Here is a 12,069-nt window from a genome sequence, read left to right on the forward strand (position 1 = left end):
CAAAAATTCATAAATACAAAATTCCTGAAGGTCACCTTCAGGAATTTTTTTGGCTTTGTTATAATATTGTTATAACTTTGGTTAAATCATTTTTATGAAAATTAAATTAAGGAAGATCGGAAATTCGTCTGGAATTATCTTAAGCAAAAGAATCTTGGAGCAGCTTAATATTGAAGAAGAAGATGAATTAAAGTTAGCGGTAAAAGACGGCAAAATTTTGATTGAAAAAATATCAGCGACAAGAGAGAACTGGGAACACAAGTTTTTGAAAGCGGGATCTTTACAAGATACTGATCACGAAATGACTTTTTCTACTGAGTTTGATGAAAAAGAATGGACATGGTAACCAGATTCGAAATCTATTTTGTAGAATTCGATCCGACAAAAGGTTCAGAAAATAATAAAACAAGACCTGGAGTAATTCTGTCGCCTGATGAAATGAATAATGCTTTAAACACAGTAATAATAGCTCCTTTAACATCAACACTTAAAAATTATCCGTCCAGAATTGATTGTAAAGTAGAAAGTAAAAAGGGTCAAATTGCGTTAGATCAACTTCGATGCGTTGACAAATCTCGCCTTAAAAAGAGATTAGCAATACTTTCAGAAAATGAACAAACTGAGGTTTTAGAGGTGTTACGACAAATGTTTTCAAAATAATACAATTACTTATTGGGGCAGCTATTTCCGCCTTCCACTCCCAATCTTTTTTATCCAGCGCTTTCGCCAATGCAAAAAAGGATTTCCGTTCAAGTCGGGCTGCAGATTTTCGCTTCTTTCAAAATGATCTGTTAAAAAAAAGTATATTCCAATCTTTGCGAACGTAATTTTAAACCAAAGATAATCGGAGTTCATGCGCTCATTGAAGTCTTGTAAACTATATTCTTTTTTATATTATTTCACCAATTACCAATTACCCATTTCTCATTACTCATCAACCATCAACTATCAATCATCAATCCCTCACATCCCAAACTCCACCGTATACTTCTTATCAAACTTCCATTTTCCATCTACAAATTCGGCAGAGAGTGTTCCGTCTCCAGATGGATCAGAGAAATCAGTGAAGTAAACTTCATCATAATTTTTATACGTTCTCATCTTGCTGTATTTTCCTGGGAAGAAATGATCGAGAACATCATCTTTAATCGGTGCTTTTTCAGTCGTATTGTAAACTAAAACTTTTATATTTTTCGGATTGATGGCTTTGAAATAATCACAGTTGCTCAAGATTTCTACGAAGGAATATCGAGTCGCAGTGGTCGGATGATCAACCAGTGTTTCATACATCGCTGTAAATTTTTCGGTTCCTGATTTATGTTTTGGATTCGGATCGTCAAAGTCAGCTATTCCATCGCCATCGGTATCCGCAGAATTTGGATTTAAGCCGATAAAGTTTTCAAATAAATCATTGAAACCATCTTGGTCACTATCTTTTTTAATATCTTCCAATTTGATGGAAAACTGAACGCCATCTTTAATTACTTCGTATTTTGGCAACATCGGAATTCGTGATAATCTTTGAATATCAACCAAAGTTCCCGCCATAACAAATTGATTGTTCTCTAAAAATTTTTGATCTTTCCCATAAAAATCGCGCAAATAAACATTTTGAGTTAAGCCTAAAAAGTAAGGTTTAAAATCAGCTTTGTTTTTCTCAATTAACCACAACCCATATTTATTTTTGGCTAAAGCGTAATTTTCTTGAATCGATAAATAATTAAACTCTGGTAAAGCTTTGATCCATTCATTGACCTTTTTTTGATACTCTGGCGAATCAAAATAGTTTTTCTCTGTCGCCTGCAACTCCTCCGTAGTTGTTAAATCATAATTAAATTTTTGAAAACCAGTCAAATCTGTCATTTGGATATGAGATGGTAAATTCTTGAGGATTTCTTCATGAGTAGGGAGTGCAGCAGGCTTTACAACATCTTCATAATTAATTCCTTCGTTTAGAATAAAGCATTGTTCCTCCGTAGTTTGTTTAGGTTTTTCAGCACTTTCTGGCTTTTTAGTACAAGACAATAGAAACAAGGGCAATAGTAAAAAATGAACTTTCATATCAAAAACTTTTATTACTTAAAATTAAGCTTTATTTTTGGGTTAATATTATGATATTAAACAGTCTATTTACGCATCAGCGAACGGGAAACCACCCAGCAACTTCTGCTTCGCGCACTGATTTTCAAAGAGATTTTGACCGAATCATTTTTTCTGCTTCCTTTCGAAGATTACAGAATAAAACCCAGGTTTTTCCGCTTCCGGGAAGTGTGTTTGTGCACAACCGTTTGACGCATTCTCTTGAAGTTTCTTCAGTTGGCAGAAGTTTGGGATCTGCCGTAGGAGACTTCATTTTTGATAAGTTTAAAAATGACTTAGATGAAAATGCGCAGAATTTCTATCAGCATAACTTACACAACGTAATAGCTGCAGCTTGCCTTTGTCACGATGTTGGAAACCCGGCTTTTGGACATTCTGGTGAGGATGCAATTGCCAGCTACTTTCATAAAAATGAAAAGGATTTAAAAGGAAAATTCAACGAAAAAGAATGGGCTGATTTAGTAAATTTCGAAGGGAATGCAAATGCCATCAGAGTTTTGACTCATCAGCAAACTGGAAAAGATGAAGGTGGAACGCAATTGACTTACACTACTTTGGCGAGTATTGCTAAATATCCGTGTGAAGCGATTGCCAAGGAAAAAGGCATAATTCATCGTAAGAAGTTTGGCTTTTTTCAAAATGAAAAAGACACTTTTCTAAATATTGCGAAGTCAGTAAATCTAAAGCAAGAAAGCGAACAACCGACTATTTTTAAACGTCATCCATTTGTTTGGTTGGTAGAAGCAGCTGATGATATATGTTACAACATCATCGATATGGAAGATGCTCATCGCTTGGGCATTGTCTCCACCAACGATTGTGAGAATTTATTTTTTGAACTCATTAAATCAGAAAACGGAAATACAAAAAGAGTAGAAGATAAACTGGCAATTTTAACCAATTCAAACGAACGAATTTCTTATCTGAGAGCGAAAGTAATTAATGCTTTAATTAATAAATCAATTCAGATTTATCAAGACCGTTTTACGGACATTTTAGATGGAAGTTTAGATAAAGCACTTCTCGATATTTTTAAAATTGATAATCCATCTTTACAGGAAATTGAAAATTTTTCGATTGATAAAATATACAATCATAAAAACGTAATTGAAATCGAAAATGCAGGTTACAACGTAATGTATGAATTGCTGAACCATTTCATTCCCCCAATCTTAACCGAGAAATCGCAGCGTAAATCTTACGATAAAATGGCTCTGAAACTTTTACCAAAACAATTTCTTTACGAAGAGGGAAGTGATTATCAAAAAGTCTTAGGCGTCATCGATTTTGTCTCTGGTATGACCGATAATTTCGCCACCGATCTCTATCGAAAAATCAAAGGAATTGATATTGGAATGACGATGTAATTCTAAAAATTAGAGTATCTTTATAACCGATCAGTAAACTAAATTACTGACTTTATTTTAACCTTATAAAATTAAACCATGACGACCTATTTAGGAATTATAGTCTTTGTCGGACTAATTATTTTATTTGCTTCCTTCTTTACGGTGAAGCAGGCAACAGCCGCAATTGTAGAACGTTTAGGTAAGTTTCACGTGGTGCGCCAATCGGGACTGCATTTGAAAATTCCCTTCATCGATCAAGTTGCTAAAAGAATGAACTTAAGAATTCAGCAGTTAGATGTTATTATTGACACCAAAACTTTGGATAACGTATTTATCAGAATGAAAGTTTCTGTGCAGTATCAAGTTATTGCCTCACAAGTTGCCGACTCATTTTACCGTTTGGAAAATCCGGAAAACCAAATTACCTCCTATGTTTTTGACGTCGTAAGAGCGGAAGTTCCAAAGTTAAAATTAGATGACGTCTTCGTAAGAAAAGATGACGTTGCGATTGCGGTGAAAGGTGAACTTCAGGAAGCGATGCAAAGTTACGGGTACGATATCATCAAAGCGTTGGTAACAGATATCGATCCAGACGAGCAAGTGAAACACGCGATGAACAGAATTAATGCAGCTGAACGTGAAAAAACTGCCGCAGAATATGAATCTGAAGCACAAAAAATTAGAATTGTTGCCGTAGCAAAAGCAGAAGCAGAATCAAAAAAATTACAAGGTCAAGGTATTGCCGATCAGCGAAGAGAAATCGCAGCTGGTTTGGTAGAATCTGTGAAAATGCTGAATGAAGCGAACATTAATGCGCAAGAAGCTTCGGCTTTGATCGTTGTAACACAGCATTATGACACGCTACAAGCGATCGGTTCTACGAATAAGAGCAGCTTAGTATTGTTGCCAAACTCTCCTAATTCTGCCAGTACTTTATTAAATGATTTAATGGTTTCAATGGCTGCAACCCAGCAAATGGAGCATATTAAATAATTTAATTTACAAATATTGTCTTTTAAAAAGCCGTCTCAATTTTGAGGCGGCTTTACTTTTTTGGCTTCATAAATTTATAAAATGAAATTCTGTACGTACTTTTAATTCAATGCATTTTTATTTACAATTAATCTTAAAACTTTTTTAATTATTTTTGCATCACTTATGATCAACAGCGACCAAATAAAAGACGTGCAAGCCAGAATTGGAGAATTGTATAAACACTTACAAATCGACCGAAATAAAATTGAAATTTCTAACGACGAAGAAAAAACGATGTCACCCGAATTTTGGGACCATCCGAAAAATGCCGAAATTTTCATGAAGCAACTTCGGTCTAAGAAAAAATGGGTAAATGATTATGAGGAAATTTTTTCTCGTTTTGAAGATATTCAAGTTTTGATGGATTTTGCTAAAGAAGATCCAGATTCTGAAAAAGAATTAAATGAGTCATTTCCAATTCTGGTCGAAAAAATTGAAGCGATAGAATTTAAAAATATGCTCTCTAATGAAGGTGATGAGCTTTCTGCAATCCTTCAAATCACTGCGGGCGCTGGTGGTACAGAAAGTTGCGACTGGGCCTCGATGCTGATGCGGATGTACACGATGTGGGCGGAAAATCAGGGTTACAAATTGCGAGAATTGAACTATCAGGAAGGAGAAGTTGCGGGTGTGAAAACAGTGACTTTAGAAATTGAGGGCGAATTTGCTTTCGGTTATTTACGCGGAGAAAATGGCGTTCACCGTTTGGTCAGAATTTCGCCTTTTGATTCGAATGCGAAAAGACACACCAGTTTTGTGTCGGTTTACGTTTACCCTTTGATTGATGATACCATCGAAATTAATATTAATCCTGCCGATATTTCCTTTGAAACCATGCGCTCAAGTGGTGCGGGTGGACAGAACGTAAATAAAGTAGAAACCGCTGTGCGACTGCGTCACGCCCCAACCGGAATCATTATTGAAAATTCTGAATCCCGTTCGCAACTTCAGAATAAAGAAAAAGCCATGCAGTTATTGAAATCTAGGTTGTATGAAATGGAACTGGAGGAGCGTCTGAAAGCCCGAACAGAAATCGAAGCTGGAAAAATGAAAATCGAGTGGGGAAGCCAGATTAGGAATTACGTGATGCATCCTTACAAATTGGTTAAAGATGTGCGATCTGGTCACGAGACCTCCGATGTTGATGGCGTGATGAATGGTGACTTGACTCCATTTCTAAAAGCATTTCTTATGGCCGATGGAACAGCGGTTGCTGACGATGATTTCACCTTATAAACTTTAAGAAACTTTAACAAATACTTAATATTGATAGACGCAGTCTTTTATTATCTTTGCATCCATGGAAAATTTCGAAAGTTGGAAGGATCTTTTAAATCCTGAATTTTATATACAGATGGGCGGTTTTTGGCTCATTCTCTTTATTATCTTCGCAGAAACTGGTTTATTTGTAGGGTTTTTCCTGCCAGGTGACAGTCTGCTCTTTGTTTCCGGAATTTATGCCGTAGAAATTATTTCAGAAACTTTCGGTTCAACTGGAAGCGATCTATTAGACACCACTATTTTAGCAACCGCCGTGGCAATTGCAGCCGTTATTGGAAATGAAATTGGATATTGGTTTGGTTTAAAAGCAGGACCTGCTCTTTATAAAAGAGAAGACTCTTTCCTTTTTAAGAAAAAGTATCTTTTTCAAGCACATGATTTTTTTGAGCAACATGGCGCTCTAGCAGTAATCATGGCGAGATTCTTACCTATTGTAAGAACCTTTACGCCAATTGTTGCGGGAATTGTGAAGATGGATAAAACCCGATTTTTAATCGATAACGTGATCGGTGCTTTCCTCTGGTCGTTTTCTTTAATTTTCGCGGGACATTATCTAGATGCTTTATTTAAAACTCAATTTGATATTGAATTAAAGGCTCATTTAGAAATGATCATTATTATCATCGTATTGATTACGACCGTTCCTATTATTGCGAAATTTTTCTTTGGAAAAAAGAAAGAAGAGGTTGAAGACGAAATTGATACACACGGATAAGATAAATCTTATTAAAATATATAACAGCATTCTGCAAAGAATGCTGTTTTTGTTTTAAGTCAAAATTTTTTATGATTATTTAAAAGTAGATGAAGTAAAATTACTTCGTAGAACTCTTGATCCGCTCCACAAGCATTGTAATTATTCTGCGATTAAAATCTTTAGCTTGCGTGACGTAAACCGCCAGTTCTTCGTTGGTGAAGAGACCAACAGTTATTCCGATAAAGGTGTTTTTAAGAACCATATCTTTCTGAAGACTTTGTTCCATAAAAGCTCTTTTCTTCGCTCCCGACAAGGTTTCGTAATCTGCCTTCTGTCGCGTTGCGTAAGAATTGAACAAAGTCAGATATAGATCGTTCTGTAATTTCAAGATAGGCCGCAAAGTTTGGTTTTGAAAATTTTCCACTTCTGTACTAGTTTCCAAAATCGGAATATCTACAGTCGGTCTCAGGTCTAATTTAGTGATCATTTGTATTCGTGGTCTAAAGTATTATTTAAGATGCAAATTTAAAAGATTTTATGCATTATTGATTTCAATTCTTGTGAGAAAACAGTTTTAAAGTTTGTTAAAAATATTCTTAATTATAATTCCTATTTTTCTAAAGTCTCTTTTACTTATTCCTTATACATTTCGGTAAACAAAGTATTAAGCGATTCTGAATAAGTGGGATGTGAAAATATGGTCGTGGCTAAATCTTTGGCGGGAATCTTCCCGTGCATCGCCATTTGAATCACCGAGGCAATTTCTCCACCTTCGCTGCAAACGATTGCTGCGCCTAAGATTAGTCCACTATCTTTGTCCACAATTGCTTTCCAAAGTCCTTGTGGTTTTCCAGTTTCAATACCTCTCGTAATTCTTTTGCCTTCAATTTTTATGACTTTAAAATTCAGTCCTTTTTTTGTTGCTTGATCTTCAGATAAACCAACCCTCCCTAATTGTGGATCCGTAAACATGGTGTAAGGAACAATTCTTCCTTTCGTAGAAGCATTTCCTTTGTGCAAAAGGTTGGTTCGAAGAATCACGAAATCATTGTAAGCAATGTGTGTAAATTGTGGACCGCCATTAATATCTCCTAAAGCATAAACGCCGTCAATATTGGTTTCCAGTTTTTCATTTACTTTTATATATCCCTTTTCGTCGAGTTTTATGCCGGCCGCTTCTATGTTGAGACCGTCTGCGTTAGATTCTCGACCGGTTGCAACCAGAAGATGCGTTCCTGTAACAGTGTCCTTTTTATCTTTATTGCTAAAAGTGATCGTAATTCCATGACTGGATTTTTCTACCAATTCTACAGAGGAATTTAAAAAGAACCGAAGCCCTTCAGCCTCCAAAAGCTCTTGCAATGATTCGGCAATATCTCGGTCTTCGCCAGACATAATTTGCGCCGAAGTTTCAATGATCGTCACTTCACTTCCGAATCGACTGTACATTTGGCCCAATTCTAATCCGATATAACCCGCGCCGATGACAATTAGTTGTTTGGGAATTTCTTCCAAAGCGAGAATGCCGCTGGAGTCGTACCATTGCACTTCATCCAAACCTTTAATTTTTGGAACGGCTGGTCGGGATCCAGCATCAATAAATATATGAGGAGCGGTGAATTGTTGTGTAGACCCATTTTCATTTCTAACACTCACTGTTTTTTCCCCGCTGAAAGAAGCTGTTCCATAAACCAATTCCAAGTTTTCTGCGTCGGCAGTTCTTTTGGAGCAAACCTTCTTTGGAATCCGCAACAATTTTATCTTTTCTCTTCTGCGTGGTGTCGAAATCTATTTTAAAATCAGAGACTGAAATCCCATGTATTTCAGAAGTATTAATGGCGTGCATTACTTTCGCAGAAGCGATTAGTGTTTTCGTTGGCGTACAACCCACATTGAGGCAGGCGCCCCCGAGCTCCGCTTCTGACTTTTCAATCATGACTGTTTTCCAGCCAGCTTCTGATAATTTTTCCGACAGCGGTTTGGCGGCTTGTCCGGAGCCAATTATAATCGCGTCTTTTTTGATCATTGGTCTATTTTTAAATTTTAGTTTAACAACAAACTGAATCCATTAAATTCAGTCTGGTAACGAACCAAGGTACAAAATTTAAAGATGTTTCCGCTTAAACTTAGCTTGGGTTAAGCATTGATAAAAATAGAACATGTTTTGAATCAATTTTATTTAACAATTTTCTTCAAATTGAATTACTTTAAATTTCTATCTAAGTGTTCACCTCAATTAAATACTATATCGTAATATTGCAATATAGAAATGGCAATATGGGCACGAGTAAAACACACCACTTTTCAGCAGACCAGAATGAAATGGCAAAGATTGCAAAAGCTTTAGCACATCCTGCTAGGATTGCAATTTTAGAACATCTTTTAAAAGTAAATGAATGCATTTGTGGCGATATTGTTTCCGAACTTCCGCTGGCACAACCAACCGTTTCCCAACATTTAAAAGAAATGAAAAATGCAGGAATTATTAAAGGCGCCATCGCGGGTAACTCCGTCTGTTATTGCCTTGATGAAAATACGATTGAAAAACTTCACCTCTATTTTAAAGGAATTTCAGAAAAGTTATCCGAAAGAATCTCTTGCTGTTAATTTTCAAAAACGTTTCATCTATAATCTATAATCTATCATTTATCATCTATCATCCATCATCCATCATCCAACACCTAACATCATGAAAACCAACGAAGAAATCAAAGAAATGGTAAAGCAAAAATACAGTGAAATCGCTTTACAAGACAAAGAAACAAATGCCTCTTCTTGTTGTGGAAGTGGCGGTTGTACGACGGAAGTATATAATGTAATGAGCGACGAATACGATCATTTGGAAGGCTACAGCGCTGAGGCTGATTTGAAATTAGGTTGCGGATTACCGACTGAATTTGCCAAAATAAAATCTGGCAATACAGTGGTAGATTTAGGAAGTGGCGCGGGAAATGACTGTTTCATAGCAAGGCATGAAACGGGCGAAACTGGAAAAGTAATCGGAATCGACTTCACACCAGAAATGATTGACAAAGCCAGATTGAATGCTGATAAACTAAACTACAATAATGTTGAATTTCGATTGGGCGAAATTGAAAATATTCCTACCATGAGTAATATTGCTGATGTGGTGGTAAGTAATTGTGTGATGAATTTGGTTCCTAATAAGCCTAAAGCATTTAGCGAGGTTCACCGAATTTTGAAACTAGGCGGACATTTCAGTATATCAGATATTGTCTTGACTGGCGAGCTTCCTGAGAAAATAAAGAATGCGGCCGAAATGTATGCAGGTTGTGTGGCGAGTGCAATTCAAAAAGAAGATTATTTAAATATTATTAAAAATGCTGGATTTAAAAATATTACTCTTCAAAAGGAAAAACCAATCATTATTCCGAATGATATTTTGAAAAACTATTTGAACGAACAAGAGATCGAAATGTACAATTCTAATAAGAATATTATTTTCAGTATAACGGTTTATGCGGAGAAACTGAACGAATGCTCTAATCCAACCTGTTGTTAATTTTTTTCGATTTTAGATATAAAAAAAAGCAAGAGAAAATTCTTGCTTTTTGCTTTTGCGTTCATTTAATTATTACTTTTTCTTTGCCTTGGTGAAAAAATAACCGATTGCAACGCCAACCGCCATCATCATCACCGTTTTTGTTTTTCGGGAAGGAACAGGAAGCGCCATTTCACCATAAATTTTCAGTGGATCTTTAGATGGATAATTGACGTTTCCATCCGTATTGGTGCCTGCATTGGGTTTCATCGCCAATCGCAAAGCTGCCGAGGCGGTGTTGATAATCGCTTTTGGAAATAATCCGTACAACACTTTCATCACTTGGGCATAACCATCTGTAATAATACTTTTTTTTGGGTTTTTTGCTGCTGCAACCATTTGTGCTGCTAACTCGCGTGGATCAACCGAGAACGGTGGAATTTTAAAATCTAAACCAGAATATTTTGCCGAATGCGAATTTCCAGTTGATCTTTGAATTCCCGGATATAATCCAACAATGTGAATATTGGGTTCATCAGAAACTTCGCCTTGCAACCCCTCAACCATTCCACGAATTCCAAATTTTGTACTCGAATATGCCGTGGAATAGGGAGCTGGCATCCATCCGCCAATAGAAACATTGTTAATTAATATTCCTTCTTTCTGTTTTTTAAAGATGGGTAAAATGGTGTGAGCGCCATGTAAAAATCCTAATAAATTAGTTTTTACTAGTTGATCCATCGTTTCAATAGGGATTTCTTCAAACTTACCGCTTGCCATAACGCCGGCGTTGTTTACCCAGATATCGATTCTACCATTGAACTGTAGCGCCTGTTCCGCCAAATGCCGAACTTGTTGTGCATCAGAAACATCGGTTTGAACGCCTAAGGCAACGACTTCTAAATCGTGACATAAAGCAACGGTTTCATCTAAACCTTCCTGACCTCGGGCTGCTACTACGACGTTGCATCCTTCTAAAGCAAATGCCTCGGCCGCAGCTCGACCGACGCCGCTTGTTCCACCGGTAATGACTACTGTTTTGCCGCGTAATTCTCCGTATGTTTCTTCTTGATTTTCCATAATGATAGATTGTAAATGTTAATGATGAAATAGTACCATCAATTACTGTGCAATTGATTTTAAAATAGAATTTAAATAAGCTTTTAGAAATAATGCTGTAAATAATTGCCGTTTTTTTGGAAGAGAATCGCTGTAATTTATCTAAATTTGAAATTCAACCATTAATCTGAAACAGAAATAATATGTCAAAAATTTTATCAATTTTAACCTTCCTATTTTTCTCTTTGATTTATTCTCAGGAATTCAATATCATTACTTTAAAAGATTCACTTTCACAACCTAGTACTAGTGAAGTGTTTGAATTCCTCAACGATAAAACTCCTTTGGATGATTTCACCTTTGTTGCAACGGTAAGTTGTACAGGTGATAAAAAATTCTTTTCAAATGTTTATGAAATCGCAAAGTTTCATTCACGAAATTTAGGAGCAAATTGTTTCAAACTTAATAAGACAAAAGACAATGGAGGAATGATTACTATCTTTCTGGATTTATATTTCGGGACCAACGAAGAGTTGATTGCCAACATTAAAAGAGAAGAAGAAAACAAAATCTATATTTTTGGTAGCGATAATTTTAATGAAAAAAAGAAGAGGTATTACAAAGAAAATGGGACGCTCAGAATTTTAGAGCCTAATCAGTTCAATGTGATTCCCTACACTTTAAATTCTACCGTTAAACTGGCGAAAAAAGAGTTCATGGCAATTCCAGTAACCGTGAAACAATCAAAAAATTTCAGATCAATTTTTTTAAATACAGATGGCTGGGGACAAACGGACAATAGAAATTACGCAACGGATATTTTCGACAAAACCATGATTTATGATCTGAATATTCTTTACCAATTTGATAAAAATCTAGGTTATGTTTTATTAGCGATTAAAAATCCGCTCTAATTAATTGTTCATTTCCGCAGTGTGTTTTCGTTACCCTTTTTATGATTTTTGAAATCTATTATTTCATTAGTAGCCGACGTTCTTTCCCTTAAAGTCTTTATGAAGGCTATCTTATTCACGATAATTCAATAA

14 protein-coding genes are annotated in these 12,069 nt (G+C 35.9%); 9 read left to right on the plus strand and 5 right to left on the minus strand.

Translation table 11 applies throughout. The features are described from left to right. Nucleotides 1-94 precede the first annotated feature (94 nt). Nucleotides 95-346, plus strand: coding sequence for an AbrB/MazE/SpoVT family DNA-binding domain-containing protein (locus BMX49_RS06375; protein WP_034716714.1), 252 nt, complete (start codon nucleotides 95-97; stop codon nucleotides 344-346). Beyond that, nucleotides 340-660, plus strand: a complete 321-nt coding sequence (locus BMX49_RS06380) for a type II toxin-antitoxin system PemK/MazF family toxin (RefSeq protein WP_034716712.1) — start codon at nucleotides 340-342, stop codon at nucleotides 658-660. Before BMX49_RS06375 ends, BMX49_RS06380 begins: the two co-directional genes overlap by 7 nt. A 303-nt stretch (nucleotides 661-963) precedes the next feature. Here the strand turns inward: BMX49_RS06380 and BMX49_RS06385 are convergent, their stop codons facing one another. Beyond that, on the minus strand, nucleotides 964-2,061 hold the full coding sequence (locus tag BMX49_RS06385; protein ID WP_051803554.1) for a hypothetical protein: 1,098 nt from the start codon (nucleotides 2,059-2,061) through the stop codon (nucleotides 964-966). Between the two features lie 50 nt (nucleotides 2,062-2,111). Here BMX49_RS06385 and dgt point away from each other — a divergent pair, with 50 nt between their 5' ends. The 4 genes from dgt to BMX49_RS06405 all read left to right on the plus strand — a co-directional run bounded on the left by dgt (nucleotide 2,112) and on the right by BMX49_RS06405 (nucleotide 6,480). Further along, nucleotides 2,112-3,467: a dGTP triphosphohydrolase gene (dgt, locus tag BMX49_RS06390; protein WP_034716709.1), complete on the plus strand. Its 1,356-nt coding sequence runs from the start codon at nucleotides 2,112-2,114 to the stop codon at nucleotides 3,465-3,467. A gap of 78 nt (nucleotides 3,468-3,545) precedes the next feature. Continuing rightward, on the plus strand, nucleotides 3,546-4,442 hold the full coding sequence (locus tag BMX49_RS06395) for an SPFH domain-containing protein (protein ID WP_034716707.1): 897 nt from the start codon (nucleotides 3,546-3,548) through the stop codon (nucleotides 4,440-4,442). A 165-nt stretch (nucleotides 4,443-4,607) separates the two neighbouring features. Next, the gene (prfB, locus tag BMX49_RS06400) at nucleotides 4,608-5,720 is read left to right on the plus strand and encodes a peptide chain release factor 2 (RefSeq protein WP_034716704.1); all 1,113 of its coding nucleotides are present in this window, start codon (nucleotides 4,608-4,610) and stop codon (nucleotides 5,718-5,720) included. 64 nt (nucleotides 5,721-5,784) lie between these two features. Further along, on the plus strand, nucleotides 5,785-6,480 hold the full coding sequence (locus tag BMX49_RS06405) for a DedA family protein (protein ID WP_034716702.1): 696 nt from the start codon (nucleotides 5,785-5,787) through the stop codon (nucleotides 6,478-6,480). A gap of 100 nt (nucleotides 6,481-6,580) precedes the next feature. On the opposite strand, the gene BMX49_RS06410 is transcribed toward BMX49_RS06405, so the two are convergent. From BMX49_RS06410 to BMX49_RS14770, 3 genes are all read right to left on the minus strand, one after another. Next, nucleotides 6,581-6,949 (minus strand): hypothetical protein, encoded by a 369-nt coding sequence (locus tag BMX49_RS06410; RefSeq protein ID WP_034716700.1) that lies wholly within the window; start codon nucleotides 6,947-6,949, stop codon nucleotides 6,581-6,583. A 146-nt stretch (nucleotides 6,950-7,095) separates the two neighbouring features. Further along, nucleotides 7,096-8,118 carry an FAD-dependent oxidoreductase gene (locus BMX49_RS06415; protein WP_375600469.1) on the minus strand — a complete coding sequence of 341 codons (1,023 nt, stop codon included), beginning with the start codon at nucleotides 8,116-8,118 and terminating at the stop codon, nucleotides 7,096-7,098. After that, a complete protein-coding gene (locus BMX49_RS14770) occupies nucleotides 8,108-8,488 on the minus strand; it encodes an FAD-dependent oxidoreductase (RefSeq protein ID WP_051803551.1) in 381 nt (126 codons plus the stop codon). Before BMX49_RS14770 ends, BMX49_RS06415 begins: the two co-directional genes overlap by 11 nt. Before the next feature lie 251 nt (nucleotides 8,489-8,739). On the opposite strand from BMX49_RS14770, the gene BMX49_RS06420 reads away from it, so the two are divergent. Continuing rightward, the gene (locus BMX49_RS06420) at nucleotides 8,740-9,069 is read left to right on the plus strand and encodes an ArsR/SmtB family transcription factor (RefSeq protein WP_034716699.1); all 330 of its coding nucleotides are present in this window, start codon (nucleotides 8,740-8,742) and stop codon (nucleotides 9,067-9,069) included. Nucleotides 9,070-9,151: 82 nt separating this feature from the next. Next, nucleotides 9,152-9,985: an arsenite methyltransferase gene (locus BMX49_RS06425; protein ID WP_034716697.1), complete on the plus strand. Its 834-nt coding sequence runs from the start codon at nucleotides 9,152-9,154 to the stop codon at nucleotides 9,983-9,985. A gap of 72 nt (nucleotides 9,986-10,057) precedes the next feature. Here BMX49_RS06425 and BMX49_RS06430 read toward each other — a convergent pair whose 3' ends face one another. After that, nucleotides 10,058-11,044 carry an SDR family oxidoreductase gene (locus BMX49_RS06430; protein ID WP_034716695.1) on the minus strand — a complete coding sequence of 329 codons (987 nt, stop codon included), beginning with the start codon at nucleotides 11,042-11,044 and terminating at the stop codon, nucleotides 10,058-10,060. 182 nt (nucleotides 11,045-11,226) lie between these two features. Between BMX49_RS06430 and BMX49_RS06435 the strand changes: the two genes are divergently transcribed. Beyond that, a complete protein-coding gene (locus BMX49_RS06435; protein WP_034716692.1) occupies nucleotides 11,227-11,937 on the plus strand; it encodes a hypothetical protein in 711 nt (236 codons plus the stop codon). The last annotated feature ends 132 nt before the right edge of the window (nucleotides 11,938-12,069 follow it).

The sequence above is a fragment of the Kaistella antarctica genome (assembly GCF_900109615.1).
In the GTDB taxonomy this organism is placed as follows: Bacteria; Bacteroidota; Bacteroidia; order Flavobacteriales; family Weeksellaceae; genus Kaistella; species Kaistella antarctica.

What these genes read in the sequence shown, in the direction of transcription:
- BMX49_RS06375 (WP_034716714.1), top strand. Translation starts at nt 95, where the DNA reads ATGAAAATTAAATTAAGGAAGATCGGAAATTCGTCTGGAATTATCTTA.
- BMX49_RS06380 (WP_034716712.1), top strand. Translation starts at nt 340, where the DNA reads ATGGTAACCAGATTCGAAATCTATTTTGTAGAATTCGATCCGACAAAA.
- BMX49_RS06385 (WP_051803554.1), bottom strand. Translation starts at nt 2,061, where the DNA reads ATGAAAGTTCATTTTTTACTATTGCCCTTGTTTCTATTGTCTTGTACT.
- dgt (WP_034716709.1), top strand. Translation starts at nt 2,112, where the DNA reads ATGATATTAAACAGTCTATTTACGCATCAGCGAACGGGAAACCACCCA.
- BMX49_RS06395 (WP_034716707.1), top strand. Translation starts at nt 3,546, where the DNA reads ATGACGACCTATTTAGGAATTATAGTCTTTGTCGGACTAATTATTTTA.
- prfB (WP_034716704.1), top strand. Translation starts at nt 4,608, where the DNA reads ATGATCAACAGCGACCAAATAAAAGACGTGCAAGCCAGAATTGGAGAA.
- BMX49_RS06405 (WP_034716702.1), top strand. Translation starts at nt 5,785, where the DNA reads ATGGAAAATTTCGAAAGTTGGAAGGATCTTTTAAATCCTGAATTTTAT.
- BMX49_RS06410 (WP_034716700.1), bottom strand. Translation starts at nt 6,949, where the DNA reads ATGATCACTAAATTAGACCTGAGACCGACTGTAGATATTCCGATTTTG.
- BMX49_RS14770 (WP_051803551.1), bottom strand. Translation starts at nt 8,488, where the DNA reads ATGATCAAAAAAGACGCGATTATAATTGGCTCCGGACAAGCCGCCAAA.
- BMX49_RS06420 (WP_034716699.1), top strand. Translation starts at nt 8,740, where the DNA reads ATGGGCACGAGTAAAACACACCACTTTTCAGCAGACCAGAATGAAATG.
- BMX49_RS06425 (WP_034716697.1), top strand. Translation starts at nt 9,152, where the DNA reads ATGAAAACCAACGAAGAAATCAAAGAAATGGTAAAGCAAAAATACAGT.
- BMX49_RS06430 (WP_034716695.1), bottom strand. Translation starts at nt 11,044, where the DNA reads ATGGAAAATCAAGAAGAAACATACGGAGAATTACGCGGCAAAACAGTA.
- BMX49_RS06435 (WP_034716692.1), top strand. Translation starts at nt 11,227, where the DNA reads ATGTCAAAAATTTTATCAATTTTAACCTTCCTATTTTTCTCTTTGATT.